Here is an 18,170-nt window from a genome sequence, read left to right on the forward strand (position 1 = left end):
TCTTATCCCTTAATGGCGCCAATCATCACGCCTTTGACCAGATAGCGTTGAATGAAAGGATAGACTATCAGAATAGGCAGTGTGGCCACCATCATGGATGCAAATTTAATAGAGTTGCCGGGAAGTCTTGCGCCGAATTGCGCCATAGCTTGCTGCTGCATGAAGGACATAGAGTTCTCCGCAATGATTTTGTACAGCATGGTCTGCAGTGGCAGTAATTCCTGCGAACGGATGTAGATGACCCCCTGGTAATAATCATTCCAATGATAAACGGCTGAAAAAAGCGATATAGTCGCAATGACAGCCATGCTATTGGGCAATACGATTCTGAACAGGACGCCATAGTCTGAAGCACCGTCTACCTTCGCAGACTCCTCCAGGCTATCGGGTATGGTGCGGAAGAAGCTCATGAAAATGACCATATTAAAAAAAGTGTACATAGAGGGAATGATGAATATCCAAAAATTATCATATAAGCCCAGCTTCGTCATCAGAATAAATGTAGGGATCAGCCCGCCTGAGAACAGCATCGTAACCAATGCGATTTTAAGATACAGCTTGCGTCCGACCAGATTAGACTTGCTCATTCCGTAAGCAATAATGGCGGTAAACAACACATGCGTTGCTGTCCCGATCACTGTGCGCAGAGTGGTAATGTAAAAACCGTTCATCATAGTCTTATCATTGAACACAACGCTATAGCTGGCCAGCGATAATTCTTTGGGAAACCAGTTGACGGTGCCCAGGGATGCCTGCTGCGGAGCATTAAGCGAGTTAATGAATACAAACCACATCGGGTACAGTGTTAAAAAGCAAACCGCCAGCATCAGCAGGGTGTTGCAGACCTCAAATACTCCAATTTGCCGAAATCTTTTGCGTCTTTCCATACCTCTGTCCTCTCCCTTCTAAAAAATGCTGTCGCCGGTTAGTTTTTTGGATGTGTGATTGGCCAAAAACAACAAACCTAGCGCCACAATAGAGCGGGCGAACAGGACGGCTGTTGAGAAGGAATGGCGCCCGGAGACCAACCCCATGTTGTAGATATACAAGTCTAGGCTTTCCGCCATCCTCATGTTCATATTGTTCTTCAACATAAAGATCTGCTCAAAGTTACTGCCGAGTATCCCGCTGACAGCGAGGATGAACAAAATAGCGATGGTGGGGCGTATGCTCTGAATGGTGATATGCCACATCCGCTGCCGCCGATTTGCGCCATCCAGCTCAGCCGCTTCGTACAGCCCCGGATCAATGCCGGATATTGCCGCTATGTAGATAATGGCGCTCCAGCCGGTTTCTTTTAACGTATCGGTGAAAAAGGTGATCCACCAAAAGTACTTAGGGTCGCTGTTAAACAGGATTTCGCGTTCCTGGAACCCGAACGCCATCATCAACTGATTGATCACACCGCCCTCGCCCAGCCAATTGAGCGCAATGCCGCCAAAAATCGTCCAGGCAATAAAGTGCGGCAGGTACGAAATGGTTTGTACCGTTCGCTTAAATCGAAGACTCCGTATTTCATTCAGCAGCAAGGCGAACAAGATAGGAATGGGAAAACCCAAGACCAGCTTGATGCTGCTCATTCCCAGAGTATTGCGAATCGAACGCCAAAAACGCTCATCCGTCAAAAAATCCTGAAAATGCTTCAGCCCGACAAACGGTGATTCTAGTAAGGGTTTGGCGATGCTGTAGTCCATAAATGCAATAATGAGCCAGAACATAGGGATATAACAAAAGATAAACATCCAGATGATTCCCGGGATAACCATGCTTTGCAATTGCCACTGCTTAAAAAGCGCTTTCATTTGTTCCGTTCTGTATTGGAACATTTTCCGTGCCCCCTTTCTATTTCATCGTATGAAAAAGCGTATAGGAAAAAAAGCCCATGATTATCGACCCTATCCCATTTTTTTAGATTTGTTTGACCAGCCGCAAAAATTAAGTATGCTGTGATTAAATGAAGGGAGTGTGCAAAGGATGAATAAACCTATATGGGAACAGAATTTCTTAGATAGAAATGCCGATTTAAAGCTATGGAATGTCCGCCTTGGCAACGACTTGTTAGATAATGAAGGTAATCCCATAGACCCAGGTTGGGGCAACGGAGAGCAGCAGTATTACACGGATCATTCCAGCAATCTGTATATCGATGAATTTGGCTTAAACCTGTGCGCGCGCAGCGAATCCATTGAAAAGGATGGGCGCAATTTTGCATATACCTCGGCTCGTTTGGATACAAAGGACCATTTTTCCTTTTGTTATGGCAAGTTGGTTGTGCGTGCAAAACTGCCGGTAGGGCAAGGGGTATGGCCTGCCATCTGGTTGCTTCCGCAGGAACAGGCTTACGGGCCTTGGCCAGCTTCCGGCGAGATTGATATCATGGAAGCCAAAGGCCGCTTGCCTCAGCAAATATCCGGAACACTGCACTACGGAAAGAATTGGGAACATCAAATCGTTGAGGAGTTCTCGCACCATTTTGAAAGCGGAACCATTAATGAATTCCATGATTATGCACTGGAATGGAATGCCAGTTCGATTCGATGGCTGGTAGACGGACATTGCTTTGCCGAGCGTTGCTTGGAGCCAGGCATTATGCCCTTTAACGAGTCATTTTATCTGGTGCTGAACCTTGCAGTGGGCGGCTGGTATGACAATGTAGCGGTTGACGAGACTGCACTGCCAGCGGTGATGACGGTTTCAGGAATATGGCTGTATCCATAATTAAAAATTTTGGAGATGCCCTCTTTTTCGATTTTCAATACCTACATCCCATCTGGTAGAATAGGGAAAACCATATTTCTCTATATTCTAGTAACTTAATTATAAGCTTGGGGAGGTAGACTATGGACAAAGAACTAGTGGCACAGCTGACACAGTGGCATGAAGATGATGAACACCAGAAGATTGTAGACACTCTGATGGAGATTCCTCCAGCGGACAGAGATTACGAGGTAGTCAGCAGTCTGGCAAGAGCGTATAACAATGTGGGATGTTATGAAGAAGCCCTTGAACACTTCGCGATGATTGCGGAACAAGGGCAGAATGATTATCTGTGGCATTTTCGTGTGGGATATTCCTACTATTATTTGAATCGATATGAGGAAGCGGTGAGAGTGCTGAGTATTGCCCATGACCTCGATCCGGATGATGAGAACACGGCCATGTTTTTGAAATTCAGCCAGCGCAAGCTTCGCAAAGAACAAGACGCCGCAGCCAGACGGGCAATCAGAGAACAGCATAATGATTCGGGGACGACTGCAGCTCCTTTTGACGGGATGGATCTCTCCGGCTTTTGGGACGATAGCGATTATGCGCTAAAAGAATATGTTTCTTCTCCGCCTACGGATGAGCTGATTGCTTCTGTAGAAGAAGAACTGGGTTACAAGCTTCCTGCCTCTTATATCAGTCTGATGAAGCAGCACAATGGGGGAGTGCCTTATAATACTTGTTTTCCGACCGAGGACGCGACCTCATGGGCTGAGGATCATATTGCGATTACGGGCATTATGGGCATCGGACGCGAGAAAAGCTATTCCATCTGCGGCGATCTCGGCAGCCCGTTCATGATTGAGGAGTGGGGGTATCCCGACATCGGCGTGGTAATTTGTGATTGCCCTTCGGCAGGCCATGATGTCGTGATGCTGGATTACCGCAATTGCGGGAGGGACGGCGAACCCGAGGTAATTCATGTGGATCAGGAAGATAATTATGAGATTACGTTTCTGGCCCAAGACTTCGAGACGTTTATACGCGGCCTGGTGAGTGATGAGGAATACGACACCTCTGAAGAAGATAAAGAGGAGGATTTGCGCAAAGTAGCCGTAGGCCAATTCTCACCTTTGCTTGCGAAGCTGTGCAGTGATGTGTCTGAGGTAGATCAGCTTGAGCAGAAGATCCGTAAAGTCTGTACCCGAATCGTTGAAGAGAAGGGACACTTCTCCTTTCATGCGGATGAGCTTTCTACTCTGATGTACGATGTGCAGTTCTGGCTGTACACAAGCTCTTATCCAAATACGAGCCGTCAACAATATCTGGATGTATATGAGAAAATGATCGCTTTTGGCGGCGAGTTCGGGCAAGGAGGATACGCTCCGGGATGGATCAGCGACTGGCTGGATGGGCGAATACGGGAAGGGCTAATCGTCCAGGAAAACGGGGTGCTTCGCTTCACAGATCAAGCCCGCTCTGAGGTCATTGCACGGCTGGAAGCGGAAGCTGCAAAATAGGAGACGTTGATTCGGGGGCTACTCTCCCGCACGGAGCTCGGTTGATCACAATCGTATTCAAGGGTCATCCCACAAAGGATGGCCCTTAAACTTGCCGTTTCAGACAGTGCACTCCGCATAATAAGCGAAAGAAAATTAAAGCGCTTACTCGTGAAGTATTTATATATAAATGTAATTATTAACATTTTTCGACAACATTCACCTTACTTTTACATGGTAGTTATGATATATTCTGGGCGAATATGGATAACAAAAAAGAAAGGGGAATGAGTATGGAAGCGTTGGTGTGGACATCTAATCATAAGCTGGAGCTCTGCGAATGGGAAGAGCCGCAGATTGCAGCACCGGATGAAGTCAAGATCCGGATTGAGATGACAGGTGTATGTGGAACAGATTTAGCAGTCATCACCGGGAAAGAGGAGGGGGTTCCAGGGGTCATTCGTGGTCATGAGGCAGTAGGGACTGTAATTCAAATCGGCAGCAACGTTGATCGTGTTAAGGTAGGCGACCGCGTAGTTATCGATCCGAATCAAAGCTGTGATGAATGCTATTTTTGCTTGAAGAAACAGCCGCACCTCTGTACGGGCATCGATGGAAATGGGATGCCTATTGCGGGTTTGAATCGAAATGGGACATTCACTTTTTTTTACTCCACTGCACAAACGTTTGCACACCGTCTTCCCGATCATATGAGCTGGGAGACGGGGGTTTTGATTGAGCCGCTTGCCTGTGTACTGCACAATTTCAAAGAAGCCAATGTCACAGCAGACGACAAGGTGCTCATTCTTGGATCGGGTCCAATGGGACTGTTAAGCCAAATTGTGAGCAAGTCGAAATCTGCGCTCACGGTAGCGACTGAAGTTAATCCCTATCGGCTAGCTTTTGCCAGAGAGATCTCAGATTTTGCTTTAACCCCTGCCCAATTAAATCAAGCTATCGTAGACAAAATCTGTGCGGGACATAAGTTTGATGTGATTATCGATACGGTGGGCACTCAACTCGAAATGGCGGAAAAGTGGATTGAACGTGGAGGCCGCATCGTTCCTTTTGGTATTAATGCGAAGTATCGCTACACCTTTTCCCCTACTAAATTCGTGCAGCATGCAATAAAAATTATAGCAGCAGGTGAATACCGCTACATGTTCGAGGAAGCTTTGCGGTTTGCCGCTGAAACTCCTGAAATGGAGAAACTAGTGACTAGAAAAGTTAAGCTCAGTGAGCATGAAGCAGCGATAGACGAGTTGATCGGCTATGAATTGAACTCTTTGAAGGTGGTTGGAAGTGAAACCGTTAAGACGGTTTTTGTTCCCTAAACGTAAAACTACATTCAATGAGAGGTGGCACTGTTAATGAGCAACGACAGCAAATTCAGATTAATTCAAGACTACTTGTCTGCACACAAGGCCAAAGACGTAGAGCCAATTTGGATACCCGCAGTGTGGAATGAGTGCCAATATGAGCGTGTTCTCTTAGAAAAAGAGGGTGAAATTTGTGTACACCCGTATGATTTTTTGACAGATCATTTGAATTATGTGGACAGGCTTTCGTGGAGATATCTGCTTAAGGAACGTACAAATCTGGACGATAGCGCGATCTATTCTTCGCTTATTCGCTATTCGACCGCTTGGGATTACAACCATGACGGAAAAATTGAATCGGGTACTTTTTTAAGATTCTTTATGCTTCTGCCGCTGCTAAAGAAAATGGGCATCAATATTCTGTACATGCTTCCAGTTAACCAGTATAGCAAATTGAATCTGAAGGGGGATATGGGGTCCCCTTACGCGGTGCAATCGTTATTCCATTTGGACGAGAACCTGCATGATAGCCTATTGGATGATATGGAGGAGTTTACGATCCACGATGAGCTCAGCGCTTTGGTAGAGGCTTGTCATTTACTTGATATTAAGACTGTTGTTGACTTCATTCCCCGTGTGACGGCGAAAAACAGTGCGTTCATTACCGAGCATCCTGAATGGGTGTATTGGATCAAAATGGATGAATTAGAAGGCTTTGCGCCGCCCGCGATTCCCCAGCTTGGATTTTTTGAGGAGTGTACGCCGGACAAATTGGAGACGGTCTACCGCAGCCAGGAGACAGCAGTATTTCTGCGGAAGTTCACGCCACCGCCCAATGAACTCCATCCAATCCTTTGGCAGCACTTGAAAGAGAGAGCTGCTAAAACAGGAGATGAGCTATTAACTTTGGTAGAGCAAGAGATGGGGATAACGACTGCTCCAGCGCATTCGGATTGGATAAATGATGTGCAGCCGATTTGGACAGACATTACGTTCTTACGCCTCTACCAGGATTTCTCTCCGCAAGTGAGACATCTTATAAGTCCGGATCAGGCGCCATATGTCCTTTTTGATACGATTAAATGCAATGACTACCCGGGAGAGGAGCCGAATCTGGAGCTGTGGGATGTTCTGGAGGAGGCAGTACGGGTTAATCTCGAAAAATATGGGATTGACGGCTTCCGTATCGACATCGGACACGTGCTTCCTATTCCGTTGTTGACTCGTATTTTTGAAACGATTAAAGAGATGAATCCAAATGCGATCTTAATCAGCGAAGATTTGTTTAATCGCAACCACAAGAAGGCAGCAAACACCGGCTATAACATTATGCTTGGCAGTGGATGGAACGTCATGTCACAAATTACTAAAGAGAATCTCATTTCATTCTTAGAAGAGCTGCCTGAGTTGAATATTCATGTATTTGCCTGTGCAGAAACAGCAGATACTCCTCGGATCACCAGCCGTGGCGGTGTAGAGGTTGCTCGGATGATCGCGGTATTTAATCAATTTCTTCCGAACGCAATTCCATACGTGACGACGGGTTATGAAATGAATGAGGAGCAGCCGCTCAACTGTGGTCTTGGAGACAACACGAACGGAGAGGAGATTTCCCGAGCTTTTTTTAACGTTATGCAAATTAATTGGACCAATCCTACACCGATGCTGCCGCTGTTGGCGGAGCTAAGTGAACTCAAGAAAGATTGGCGCCACCTAGTGAAGCCGGAAAACTTTTTCGTGGCTCAATCCCCGGAAGGTATTGTTCTGTACGGGTATATGCAAGGGGATGAAACGCTGCTGTGCTGCTTTAACTTGAGTGCTGATGCTTTCTGCCAAGTTGATTTGAAGGTTGCCGTACCTGGCCGATGCCCAATGACGGTAACACTGGATAGTTCCTTAACGGGTAGCAGCGTAGGTCAGGCGTTCGATTGCTTGCTGCTTGCGCCTAATCAGGCTTTAGTGCTCGTAAACAATCATAGACAATTTAGGTAAGGGAGAGAGGCTGCAATGGAAAAGAACAATAAGGAAGTCGTGGTATGGCATGAGTTTGATGGTCCGGGAGATACCTCGATTGAGGTGCTGGAGGGAATTTGTAAGCTGTATACAGAGCGCTTCGGCGTACAAATTACACCACAAGTGATGAATATTACGGAGCTGACTGCGCGCCTGAACCAAATTAAGGACACCCAGCAAGGTCCGCATCTGGCGATGGTTCCTGCTGACATGTCCTCCTATGTGGAGAACGGTCTTTACTCCGAAGTACCGGGCGGGCTATTTGACGATACGCTGACTGAGGGAGCCCTTTCAACGATGCAAATGAATGGTGTTCAGTATGGTATCCCTGTATTGCGGGGTAATCATCTGGTTGTGTATTACAACCCGTTGATTTACCCTAGTGCGCCGACGACATGGGACGTGTTCGAAGAGGCAGCAGAAAAGTTATCCGCCCAAGGTATCATACCGATTGGAGCAGACTTACAGCAAGGCTATTGGTTTATTCCGTTCCTTACAGCTTTCGGCGGTTGGCCTGTACAGAATGGAAAGCCGAATATCGTCACCTCTGAAATGAAGCAGGCGCTTCAGTTTATTCGCGACAAGATGGATCAAGGCGTGCTCGTTAGTCTCGACGGCTCCACAGGACTGCTTGAGCAGTTCATTGACGGTAAGATCGGCGCCATTATTTGTGGCGAGTGGATTTATAACCATCTAGATAAACATATGAACAATAGGCTTGCGGTTTGCCAGCTTCCGAGCATCGAAGGGCGGCAATCATTATCCATGTCTTCTTCTATTGGCCTGATCTACCCTAATCATTCATTAACGTCCGAGGAGCGGGAAGATATTTTATCATTCACGCGCTTTATGCTGAGTGACGAATGCCAAACTATGTGGACGCTGGGTGTACAGCGGATTCCGGCTCAGGAAGAGGTGCTGAACCATCTAGCTGCCTCTGCTGCGCCTAACAAAAAGATGATTTTATCGCTTTTGGATCACTCACGGCCGATGCCGACTTATCCCTTCATGATCCATGTATGGGAGGCGTTAAATGCGGGTCTTATCGAGCTGCCCTTGAGCAATCCTGAACAAGCATTGAACAAAATAGAACAGACTATTCAAGCCTCTTGGGGCGCATTTAAAAGCTAATTAGAGATGGGGAGAGCCAAATGAAAACAACGATATTCAGCCAAATTTCTATTGATGGAAAGCTCACTATGGGCGCTGGTAATTCGAGTAAAGAGCTTTTTTCTTTATTTTCCAGTGAGGATATGGAATTTATTCATCTATTCCGGGGGAAGGTGCAGGGAATTATGGTCGGCAAAAATACAATTTTGACGGACAATCCCTTCCTTACTAATCGGTATGAGGAAAATAAAAATCCAATCCGTATCATTCCGACAACTACCTTGGATATTCCGCTGGATTGCAATGTACTCTCGGACCAAGGGAAGACGATTATTGTCACGACTGAGAAAGGACGGGATGAAGAAAAAATCAAACAGATCCGGCAAAGAGGAAAGGAGTGCCTTATCTGCGGCGAGGATAAAGTAGATTTTGTGGAGCTTGAACGTCAGTTGGAGGAGAACTATGGGATTACCAGTCTGATGGTCGAAGGCGGCGGATTCTTAAACTGGCATATTTTCAATCAGGATATCGTCGATGAGATTATTCTAATGCAGCTTCCAATCATCATAGGCGGCTCCACAAACATTACTTTAGTGGATGGAGACGGGTATCAGCAATTGAACTTTGCGAAAAAGTTCAAGGTTGTAGAAATTCAACCAAAAGATAACTACACGCTCATGCGCTACAAAAAGGTGATCTAACCTCAAACTAAGTCATAGACTGCGAATGGCTATAAGTTCTGGAAAAATCGAGAATATGGGGGTTGTGAACGATACATGTCAGAGAAAGAAGATTTCTATAAAAGTGTGTATAAAATCGCTGTGCCCGTTACGCTTCAAAGCTTGCTGATGGCATTGCTTAATTTGACGGATCAATTGATGGTTGGGCAGCTGGGAGATGTGGCAATTGCCTCGGTGGGGATGTCGACCAAAATATACGGGATCATCGCGGTTGTCTTGGCCGGTTTATCGACGGGTGTATCCATATATGCAGCCCAGTTTTGGGGAAATAAAGATTCCAAAAGCGTCTCTCAAGTACTGGGTCTCGGACTGATCACTGGCTTTGCGTTCTCGTTCCTGTTCTCTGCGGCTGTCTTTATCGATTCGCCGCTCTTTCTGAGCCTATTCACTACAGACATGAATGTAATAGATGAGGGTTATATCTTTCTCCAGATAATGTCGATCGGTTTTGTGCCTGTCATGCTCACGATGATGTATTCCGCGATTTTACGCAGTACTGGCCATGCCAAATGGCCGATGTATGTAAGTCTAATTGCAGTTGGCTTGAATATTATACTGAATTACGTACTTATTTACGGACATTTCGGTGCTCCTGCGCTTGGTCTGAAGGGCGCTGCCATTGCTACTCTTATCTCTAGGGTCTTCGAATGCTTGTTGATCATTGGTGCCGTGTACCGGTATCGTTTACCGGGAGCTGTCGGGTTAAAGAACTTATTCATTGTTCCTAAACCGCTCATTCGCAAGTTTTTTGGAACGACCTATCCGCTGCTACTGACTGAATTAATCTGGGTATTGGGCGAAACAGCATATGCGATTATTTATAGCCGTATGGGGACGATGGAAATGACTGCGATGACCATTACCTTCCCACTTCAGGGTCTTTGCATTGGCCTATTATCGGGTCTGGCTAGTGCAGCAGGGGTAATGGTTGGCAACCGTTTGGGTGCGAATGAATCTGATATCGCACTCGATCATGCGAAAAGATTCATTCGTCTAGGCATCATTATCTCTCTGATCGTCGGGGTTATCATTGCGGCAGGCTCGAAGCTGTATGTCTCTGCGTTCAATATCTCCGAGGACGCTAAACAAATGAGCATGTATATCGTTATCGTGTTTGCTGGATTTCTTTGGGTCAAAGTATCCAATATGATTATAGCCGGCGGTATACTAAACAGCGGAGGAGACAGCAAGTTCGTATTCGGCATGGAGTCTACCGCAACGTGGCTGATAGGAGTCCCATCCGGGCTGTTGCTGTCATACATTTGGAAGCAACCTGTCTACCTTGTGTATCTCGTCATCTCGCTGGAGGAGGTTGTCCGCTTTGGCTTCGGCTACGCCCGGATTTACTCCCGTAAGTGGATGAGAAATTTAGTTAGCGATCTGGCTGAAAAAGCTATGTAACATACGACCTGATTGAATCGATGCGGAGGATTAATCTCCCCCTAAATTAGATATCTCTTCACTTAACAATGCAAAAGGTACTGCCTCAAGGTAGTGCCTTTTGCATTGTTTTTTAAATATCCAGTTGTTAACTGCCAAGTATCTTAACCACTACGTTTTAAAGCACTAGTTACTTCGTTGACGGTTATTTTGATCATAAAGTAGAATTTTTACGTCGAAGAAGTAGCAAAAAACCACCAACTTACATTGGTGGTTTACGATCCATATAGTATTATTTCAATTCAATCTGTCCTTGTTCGGTTCCCCAGAACCCAGTTTGGACATTCAAAAGAAAGCCAGTCATATCTTCTGGGATTTCAAATACTACATTGCCTGTTTGAGCCAATCCAGGATTGATTCCTTCATATAAAAAATAGTCTCCGGAAGTAGTAATCAACGTTGATGGGTTATACGTAACTTCATCTTTTAGGAGCTGAAAGTATGATGAGTCTGTGGTAATCATTTTTTTACCAGCATTTTTAACAGTTACATTTACTACTAGGAAAATACTTCCGTCAGCACTAGGTGAGTAGGATAAGTAATTTCCATCTTTAATTTCCTTGGTAGTAGTTACCTTGTTAACTTTAAAAACAACATCGCCAACTTGTAATTCTTCTCCTTTTTTTGCTAGTTTTTTCGCATCTTCTTTTGAGGTGCCCTTTGTTTCTACAGAGTTTGCGGTGGTATTAGATTTGCTAGTTGTGTCGTTTGAACTATCCTTATCTTTAGCAAATATACCAATGACAATGATTAGTACAATTAAAGCGATGAATCCCAGACACCCGATTTTAAAAATCTTTTTCAAATAAAACCCTCCCAATTAGGTAATTTGAACCATTATGTGTACTATAAATATATCGGAAATTCCAGAAAATTCTTTATAAGGATTATGCTTTTTTTGAAAAAAATTGTTTATAAGGAAAGTTGAGTAAACCGATATGCCTTTGAGTAGTTTCTTGGTAAGTTTTTAATAGTATTAGTGCAGTGTTTGAATATTTCTCGGGAGCCGTAGATGAGAGAAAGATAGGCCGCACTCCATGAAGGAGAGCGGCCTATTTCTTTTTACATTTACTTAGGTTGCTTACGTCTTCTGAGATAGGCCCAGATCACAAATACTGCTGCTAGAGCAATAATGGCGCTAATGGTGATAGACCTTGTTAGGTGATTATTATAGTCCGCGTAATACGCGGAAGCAATGGTTTCCCAACCATCCTGCTCGTCATCGGAAAAGTCGTTCTGCATCGTCTGCAACACGTCTATTAAATGTTCTGGGGTTTGAGGCTCTATATTAGTGGTTAGTCCTTTAGCTTCTGCCGATGAGGCTTGTTGTGGAACAATGATGAATTCCTGATTGTCTTTCTTGAAGGCAGCTATATATTCGTCGCGCTCACGGATTAGTATGGGCTCACTCCCTTCACCCTCAGCCTGTAGAGATTCAATAACATAGGCCAGAGTATCAGGATTCCCTCCAAACTCAGTAACTTGATAGGACCCGTTTGAATCCTTTTGAATGATCAATTTAGATTTGGGTATCCCGCCCGATAAAATAAGAAACTCCCAGATCTCTTGGGGTGTGACCGTTTCAATCAGACTATTGGAAGCTTGCCTAAGCTTAGCGCCATCAATAAAATGAATTTGCATTCCTTCGCCTACGGTAATTTTACTAATCTCTGCTTCATTGTTGTAACCGTATCCTTTAGGGTCTTTAGAAAGCCCTTCTCTAATCAATGTTAATCCTTCTTTATTCGCAAAAGAAATAACATCTTCAGCTACGGCCTGAGCCCATGCAGGCAAGGGAAAAGTCAGAAATAATAAAAATAAAGCTATGGTTAACAACAGCATTTTCTTAATGGGAAGCCCTCCTAAAAAATATTTGCTGAAGCCATGAATTCCCCATCTCCAGGTTCTATCGTAGTTTAAATTTACCATATATTAACTATTTTTTGAAGTTTTAATGGTTTCATAAATCTAAAATAGTTTATGGACTGTTCAACAAATTTTGTGAGTGCTGCAGAGGTGATTTTATAGGATCAACTCCGCAAGACGATGAATGCCCTGCTCGATCGCTGCCTCATTTACTTTTGCAAACCCTAATACCCATCCTTTTCTTTTGCTATCCAAACAATAGGGCCCAAGAGGGTACACACGTATTCCATGTTGTAGGGCTAACTTTGTCACAGCTTCTTCGTCGAATGTTTCCTCAGCTTCTAATAACATATGTAATCCAGTTTCTACTCCACTGAGCGTGAAGCGCTCCCCTAAACCGCTAGCCATAATAGCTTTTGCCATGACCTCGTGTCTTCGCCGGTACACATTTCTGACTCTTCGCATATGGCGCATAAAATGACCATTTTTAATGAAGTGGGTTAGTGTTAGCTGATCCATAATCGGAAGATGACGGTAAGTCAGCTCCTGCACCTTCGCTAGCTGAGCAATCGCCTCGACTGATCCAACAATAGCCGAAATACGAATACCTGGTGCAATCATTTTAGAGAAACTCATGAGGTACAAAGTATTATTAGATGCCTGACTAAACAGCGTTGGCAGCGGCTCCCCGCGATATCGAAATTCACTATCATAATCGTCTTCAATGATCCAAAATCGTTCTTGAACGGCCTTATACAGCAATTGTTGCCGGCGGGGCTCCGACATAACGACCCCTACTGCGCACTGGTGGGAAGGGGTGGCAAAGACCAGCTTGGATTGCGGGTGAATATGTTCAACCACTAGACCATACTCATCAACGGGAACGGGTACCACATTCATACGGCGGTATCTCATTGCCATCCAAGCAGCTGGGAAACCTGGATCCTCTACTGAGACAGTGTCCCCATCAGCTAAAAGTGACTGTGCGATTAAGTCAATACTATGCTGAGCTCCTGAGGTCAACAGAATCTGATTGGTTTGGACATGTATGCCCCGTTCAAGTGATAAATAACGCTGTATTTGCTCACGTAATGGTGTGTACCCGTAGCAGTTACCGTAAGCCCAGCTTGATAAATCCATTTCAGCGGATGCCTGGAGCAGCGATTGCCGCCAGTTTTTTTGAAATTGTTCATCCAAATAGGGTTCATGGGGACTGAAATCAATATCCACTTCTAGCTGTTCTTTACCTCTGAACCAGTCATGTAATTGATCAACAGCTGAGTCTAGCAAGGAGAGTGACGGAGGTGTGGGGCCCTCTGTTTCTATTTCCTTCGTGGACATAGTGACTTGCTTCCACGTACTAACTCGCGTCCCTCCCCGGCGGGAGGTAACTGTATAACCTCGACTTAACAATTCCTCATAGACGATCTGTATAGTTGAGCGGGAGACACCTACGATGTGCGCAAGTTCGCGGGTAGGAATCAGTAATTCTCCTGGTGCCCAGACTCCGCTAGTAATATTATGAATCGCTTGATCAAGCAATTGCTGCCAGATTGGTCTCTTATCATTGCGAATTACTTTCATCATCGTACATACCTCCAAATAGAAACTCCAATCATAAAAAACGAATTATGGATTGCTCTAAACAGCGAATTTTGGATATTTTAATACAATCCATTCATTGATATACTACCGTAACAACGCTGGTATCCGCAATTTAAATAAAAGGAGAGATTCGATATGAATTCGGTTCGTTACAAGACCAGGGAATGCTTAGATCAAGAGAAGATTGAAAGGTTCCTTCACCAAACGAGATTAGGTTATCTGGGGTTGGTTGATGGGAACCTCCCTTATGTTGTGCCACTTAATTATGTATGGACTGAAGGGAAACTGTATATTCACGGGGCTGGAGATGGAAGACGTAATCAGGTCATGCGTGATAATCCGGAGGTATGTTTTACGGTATGTGAGGAATACGGAACTATTACAGACCCGGTACCAGCCAAAACGGATACAGCTTATATGAGCGTAATGATATTTGGACAAGCAGAACCGATTTCAGATTTGGATGAAGCCACACACGTACTTCAGGAATTGATCAATAAATACGTACCGGGTTATTATAATCGCCCCTTGTCCAAGCAGCATGTGGAAAAGTATAGATCGGCTGTATTTGGCGGTCCGGTTCAAGTTTATCGGGTAATTCCGCATCATATCACGGCAAAAGAAAGTCCTATTGAAGCAGAAAAAATGTATAAAAGGAGTTGAAAATGATATTTTTAATGATTGACGAAAGCTCATAAGTATAACAAAAGCCACTCCGCTAAGGAATGGCTTTTCTTCATATACACTGCAATTACTAGTTACAACGGAGGTTCTTCTTTGCTAACTAGGTTTGCTTTCCTTTCAATCATGAGCTTGTTTTTCGTGGGCATAAATAATGTTATAACAAATGCGGCAATGGATAAAATCATCATGAAGTAGTAGGCGTCACTTGCCCCAAGAATCGATGTAAGGGATTTAAGGATCTCAGGAGTAGCGGAGGGATTATTCTGCATCAGTGTAGTTACATGACTGGTTGCCTGCACTGTATAAATTGTAATTACGACAGCAGTACCAATGGCCCCGGCAATTTGGCGAACGGTATTATTCACAGCTGTACCATGAGTGCCAAGTTGTTTGGGCAACGCATTTAGTCCGGCTGTATTGAGTGGCATAGTAATGAAGCTTAATCCAATTCGCAGGCCTATGGTACGAATCATTAGATAAGTATACGTGGTCGATTCAGATAAATCTGTTACCGCCCACATAGATGGAATAATAAACAATAGGCCAATGATGAACAGCGGTTTCGCACCGAAACGGTCGTATAATTTACCGGTGACGGGTGACATGAACGCATTTACGAGTGCGCCCGGCAACAATAGTAGTCCTGCATCAAATGCTGTAAACCCGCGACCATTCTGCAGATAAATAGGCAATAAGATCATATCTGCGTACATCATCATTGTGATTAGTACGTTAATAAGAGATGTCATCGTAAACACTTTATTTTTGAAGACCGACAGGTTTAGCAGTGGATCATCCGATTTGATTTGTCGAAGACAGAATACGGCTGTTACCACGACCCCAATCCCTAAGGTTAGGATCACGATTACATCATCCCAGCCTTTACTTCCTGCACTACTGAAGCCGTATAAAATTAAGCCGAATCCGACGGTTGATAAAAGAACACTTACCACATCAAGCTTCGACTTAGACGTCTCAGATACATTCACTAAATACTTGAACGCCAACGTTATAACAATGAGGACAAGTGGAATAAGCCCGATAAATAACCAGCGCCAAGAGTGGTATTCGACAACAAAACCCGCGAGCGTTGGCCCAATAGCAGGAGCGAATATCATCGCCAGCCCAAGCAGTCCCATAGCGCTGCCACGTTTTTCAACGGGGAAGATCGCGAGCACAACACTCATCATGAGCGGCATTATAATCCCTGCACCGGCAGCTTGGATCATCCGTCCGATTAAGAGTAGACTAAAGCTCGGCGCTGCTGCACAAATTATAGAACCGATTAATAAAAATGACATGGCACTTATAAATAATTGCCGTGTTGTAAAACGTTTCATTAAATAGGCCGTAATCGGAATCAAAATCCCGTTGATCAGCATAAATCCTGTTGAAATCCATTGTACGGTTGTTGCTGTGACATCAAAAACATCCATCAAACTACTTAAGGCGACATTTAAAAGCGTCTGATTGAGTGTGGATAAGAAACAACCAAAGATTAAGATGGTTAATAAGATCCCTTTATTTATGTTCTTAGTGTCTTCTTGCATGTTGCAGTCCTCTCTTCATTGCTTTTTCGACATAGTGTCAATAAAATAAATCATATCAGGATTTAAAAAGTATTCCTATTTGCAATTTTATTGAAAATGTCGACTAATCGACAGAATAGGCAAATTAGTTGATGAAAGGCCATTTAAACGATAATAGAGGGATGAAATGACTGAACATAAAAGAGTTGACCCACGAGCCATTCGCTCAAAAAAGATGTTGAAAAACGCTGTTTTTTCATTATTGTCCGACAATGTGGAGATTTCGCAATTGACCGTCCAAAAAATCGCCAACCGCGCGGAACTAAATCGCGCAACGTTTTATTTGCATTATGAGGATATTAACGATTTATTGCGCCAGATCGTACATGAAATCTTCGATGACCTATCCATGAAGGTTGAACCGCTATTACAAATGAAGAGCAACAACGAACAGGAGCAGCTGATCACCTTTTTAAATTATTTTTTTGAATACCGGAAAGTTTTTGCTGTATTGATTGAGCATAAAGGCTTCAAAAACCACTTGACCAACCTGTTAAAAAATACTGTCGAAAAACGAAGAAACGCGAGGAACATTGACTCTACTAAGGAGGTAGTCTCCGTTGATATTATTGCAGCCTCACTACTGGGGATTATTATGTGGTGGATTAAGGATGGCAACCAATATAGCGCTGAATACATAGCGGGGCAAATTACCTTGATGTATAAAAGAAGATATTTATAAGGGCTTTTATGATATATTCAAGTAAAGTTTGAGTCCCTAGCCAATATTCATAAAAAAGGAAGTGCGAACAATGGATTTAGAAACGGTCATGCAAGAGCTTGAAGCTCTCGGCAAGGAACGCACCAAGAAAATATATCTATCCAATGGCGCGCACGAACCGCTTTTTGGTGTGGCCACAGGCCAGATGAAGCCTATCTTCAGAAAAATAAAACATAATCAACCCTTGGCCGAGCAGCTTTATGCTACGGGAAATTACGACGCTATGTATTTTGCCGGGGTGATCGCGGAGCCTAAAGCAATGTCAGAGTCGGATTTTGAGCGGTGGATTGCTGGGGCTTATTTCTATATGCTATCGGACTTTGTGGTGGCAGTAACGTTGGCGGAGACGGATATTGCGCAAGAGGTTTCTGATAAATGGATTGCAAGTGAGATAGAGTTGAAAATGTCGGCGGGCTGGAACTGTTACTGCTGGCTGCTCGGAAATCGCCCGGACAGTGAATTTTCCGCAGAAAAATTGGCCGCTATGTTGGAGCTTGCTAAAAATACGATTCATGATGCCCCTGAACGAACGAAATACGCAATGAACAATTTCATCTACACTGTGGGCGTATCCTATCTGCCGCTTCATGATAAAGCGGTTGAGATTGCAAAGGAAGTTGGCCCGGTGGAAGTCCATACCGGTAGTGCAAAAAGCAAGATTTTGAATGCTTCAATTAATATTCAAAAGGCAGTTGATAAATCGCAGCTGGGCTTCAAACGAAAACATGTAAGGTGTTAGTCAGTCATGGAGTGCTAAGGAGAGCGTATTGAAGGTTGTGCCTGCAGACAGAAGAATTGGCGGCTTGGCTGACAAGCCCTTAATTGTGTGCAATAAAAGTTAATGGAACAATAATAAAGCGGTAATTAATGTTATTGACAAA

General features: G+C 44.2%; 16 protein-coding genes. 10 read left to right on the forward strand and 6 right to left on the reverse strand.

Features of this window, described 5'->3' with window-relative positions:
- Positions 1 to 2: 2 nt before the first annotated feature.
- Positions 3 to 887 carry a carbohydrate ABC transporter permease gene (locus MHH49_RS10340; protein WP_036682382.1) on the reverse strand — a complete coding sequence of 295 codons (885 nt, stop codon included), beginning with the start codon at positions 885 to 887 and terminating at the stop codon, positions 3 to 5.
- A gap of 18 nt (positions 888 to 905) precedes the next feature.
- Entirely contained in the window at positions 906 to 1,826 is a 921-nt protein-coding gene (locus tag MHH49_RS10345; RefSeq protein WP_036682380.1) for an ABC transporter permease, read from the reverse strand.
- A 148-nt stretch (positions 1,827 to 1,974) separates the two neighbouring features.
- On the opposite strand from MHH49_RS10345, the gene MHH49_RS10350 reads away from it, so the two are divergent.
- The 7 genes from MHH49_RS10350 (at position 1,975) to MHH49_RS10380 (ending at position 10,785) form a co-directional block, all read left to right on the forward strand.
- The gene (locus MHH49_RS10350; protein WP_051491236.1) at positions 1,975 to 2,718 is read left to right on the forward strand and encodes a glycoside hydrolase family 16 protein; all 744 of its coding nucleotides are present in this window, start codon (positions 1,975 to 1,977) and stop codon (positions 2,716 to 2,718) included.
- Between the two features lie 122 nt (positions 2,719 to 2,840).
- Positions 2,841 to 4,223 (forward strand): SMI1/KNR4 family protein, encoded by a 1,383-nt coding sequence (locus tag MHH49_RS10355; RefSeq protein ID WP_036682378.1) that lies wholly within the window; start codon positions 2,841 to 2,843, stop codon positions 4,221 to 4,223.
- Between the two features lie 272 nt (positions 4,224 to 4,495).
- The gene (locus MHH49_RS10360) at positions 4,496 to 5,536 is read left to right on the forward strand and encodes a zinc-dependent alcohol dehydrogenase (RefSeq protein WP_076132874.1); all 1,041 of its coding nucleotides are present in this window, start codon (positions 4,496 to 4,498) and stop codon (positions 5,534 to 5,536) included.
- 36 nt (positions 5,537 to 5,572) lie between these two features.
- Positions 5,573 to 7,513, forward strand: a complete 1,941-nt coding sequence (locus MHH49_RS10365) for an alpha-amylase (protein WP_341122389.1) — start codon at positions 5,573 to 5,575, stop codon at positions 7,511 to 7,513.
- A 15-nt stretch (positions 7,514 to 7,528) separates the two neighbouring features.
- Positions 7,529 to 8,665, forward strand: a complete 1,137-nt coding sequence (locus MHH49_RS10370; RefSeq protein WP_036682375.1) for a sugar ABC transporter substrate-binding protein — start codon at positions 7,529 to 7,531, stop codon at positions 8,663 to 8,665.
- Positions 8,666 to 8,685: 20 nt separating this feature from the next.
- A complete protein-coding gene (locus tag MHH49_RS10375; protein ID WP_036682374.1) occupies positions 8,686 to 9,345 on the forward strand; it encodes a dihydrofolate reductase family protein in 660 nt (219 codons plus the stop codon).
- A 75-nt stretch (positions 9,346 to 9,420) separates the two neighbouring features.
- Positions 9,421 to 10,785, forward strand: a complete 1,365-nt coding sequence (locus MHH49_RS10380) for an MATE family efflux transporter (RefSeq protein ID WP_038573894.1) — start codon at positions 9,421 to 9,423, stop codon at positions 10,783 to 10,785.
- 271 nt (positions 10,786 to 11,056) lie between these two features.
- On the opposite strand, the gene MHH49_RS10385 is transcribed toward MHH49_RS10380, so the two are convergent.
- The 3 genes from MHH49_RS10385 to pdxR form a co-directional block, all read right to left on the reverse strand.
- Positions 11,057 to 11,629, reverse strand: a complete 573-nt coding sequence (locus MHH49_RS10385; protein WP_052097390.1) for a DUF4352 domain-containing protein — start codon at positions 11,627 to 11,629, stop codon at positions 11,057 to 11,059.
- Positions 11,630 to 11,892: 263 nt separating this feature from the next.
- Positions 11,893 to 12,753: a hypothetical protein gene (locus MHH49_RS10390; RefSeq protein ID WP_143758638.1), complete on the reverse strand. Its 861-nt coding sequence runs from the start codon at positions 12,751 to 12,753 to the stop codon at positions 11,893 to 11,895.
- A gap of 93 nt (positions 12,754 to 12,846) precedes the next feature.
- Positions 12,847 to 14,277, reverse strand: coding sequence for a MocR-like pyridoxine biosynthesis transcription factor PdxR (gene pdxR / locus MHH49_RS10395; protein ID WP_038573889.1), 1,431 nt, complete (start codon positions 14,275 to 14,277; stop codon positions 12,847 to 12,849).
- A gap of 153 nt (positions 14,278 to 14,430) precedes the next feature.
- On the opposite strand from pdxR, the gene MHH49_RS10400 reads away from it, so the two are divergent.
- On the forward strand, positions 14,431 to 14,958 hold the full coding sequence (locus MHH49_RS10400) for a pyridoxamine 5'-phosphate oxidase family protein (RefSeq protein WP_038573887.1): 528 nt from the start codon (positions 14,431 to 14,433) through the stop codon (positions 14,956 to 14,958).
- A gap of 95 nt (positions 14,959 to 15,053) precedes the next feature.
- On the opposite strand, the gene MHH49_RS10405 is transcribed toward MHH49_RS10400, so the two are convergent.
- Entirely contained in the window at positions 15,054 to 16,529 is a 1,476-nt protein-coding gene (locus tag MHH49_RS10405) for a DHA2 family efflux MFS transporter permease subunit (protein WP_076143914.1), read from the reverse strand.
- A gap of 166 nt (positions 16,530 to 16,695) precedes the next feature.
- On the opposite strand from MHH49_RS10405, the gene MHH49_RS10410 reads away from it, so the two are divergent.
- Positions 16,696 to 17,250 carry a TetR/AcrR family transcriptional regulator gene (locus MHH49_RS10410; protein WP_036682356.1) on the forward strand — a complete coding sequence of 185 codons (555 nt, stop codon included), beginning with the start codon at positions 16,696 to 16,698 and terminating at the stop codon, positions 17,248 to 17,250.
- A gap of 70 nt (positions 17,251 to 17,320) precedes the next feature.
- Positions 17,321 to 18,028 carry a DNA alkylation repair protein gene (locus MHH49_RS10415; protein ID WP_076143912.1) on the forward strand — a complete coding sequence of 236 codons (708 nt, stop codon included), beginning with the start codon at positions 17,321 to 17,323 and terminating at the stop codon, positions 18,026 to 18,028.
- Positions 18,029 to 18,170 lie beyond the last annotated feature (142 nt).

The organism is Paenibacillus sp. FSL F4-0122, from assembly GCF_038002845.1.
In the GTDB taxonomy this organism is placed as follows: Bacteria; Bacillota; Bacilli; order Paenibacillales; family Paenibacillaceae; genus Paenibacillus_AQ; species Paenibacillus_AQ odorifer.

Bases quoted from the DNA above. Each gene is read 5' to 3' on its own strand.
- MHH49_RS10340 (WP_036682382.1), bottom strand. From the start codon at position 887: ATGGAAAGACGCAAAAGATTTCGGCAAATTGGAGTATTTGAGGTCTGC.
- MHH49_RS10345 (WP_036682380.1), bottom strand. From the start codon at position 1,826: ATGTTCCAATACAGAACGGAACAAATGAAAGCGCTTTTTAAGCAGTGG.
- MHH49_RS10350 (WP_051491236.1), top strand. From the start codon at position 1,975: ATGAATAAACCTATATGGGAACAGAATTTCTTAGATAGAAATGCCGAT.
- MHH49_RS10355 (WP_036682378.1), top strand. From the start codon at position 2,841: ATGGACAAAGAACTAGTGGCACAGCTGACACAGTGGCATGAAGATGAT.
- MHH49_RS10360 (WP_076132874.1), top strand. From the start codon at position 4,496: ATGGAAGCGTTGGTGTGGACATCTAATCATAAGCTGGAGCTCTGCGAA.
- MHH49_RS10365 (WP_341122389.1), top strand. From the start codon at position 5,573: ATGAGCAACGACAGCAAATTCAGATTAATTCAAGACTACTTGTCTGCA.
- MHH49_RS10370 (WP_036682375.1), top strand. From the start codon at position 7,529: ATGGAAAAGAACAATAAGGAAGTCGTGGTATGGCATGAGTTTGATGGT.
- MHH49_RS10375 (WP_036682374.1), top strand. From the start codon at position 8,686: ATGAAAACAACGATATTCAGCCAAATTTCTATTGATGGAAAGCTCACT.
- MHH49_RS10380 (WP_038573894.1), top strand. From the start codon at position 9,421: ATGTCAGAGAAAGAAGATTTCTATAAAAGTGTGTATAAAATCGCTGTG.
- MHH49_RS10390 (WP_143758638.1), bottom strand. From the start codon at position 12,753: ATGGTAAATTTAAACTACGATAGAACCTGGAGATGGGGAATTCATGGC.
- pdxR (WP_038573889.1), bottom strand. From the start codon at position 14,277: ATGATGAAAGTAATTCGCAATGATAAGAGACCAATCTGGCAGCAATTG.
- MHH49_RS10400 (WP_038573887.1), top strand. From the start codon at position 14,431: ATGAATTCGGTTCGTTACAAGACCAGGGAATGCTTAGATCAAGAGAAG.
- MHH49_RS10405 (WP_076143914.1), bottom strand. From the start codon at position 16,529: ATGCAAGAAGACACTAAGAACATAAATAAAGGGATCTTATTAACCATC.
- MHH49_RS10410 (WP_036682356.1), top strand. From the start codon at position 16,696: ATGACTGAACATAAAAGAGTTGACCCACGAGCCATTCGCTCAAAAAAG.
- MHH49_RS10415 (WP_076143912.1), top strand. From the start codon at position 17,321: ATGGATTTAGAAACGGTCATGCAAGAGCTTGAAGCTCTCGGCAAGGAA.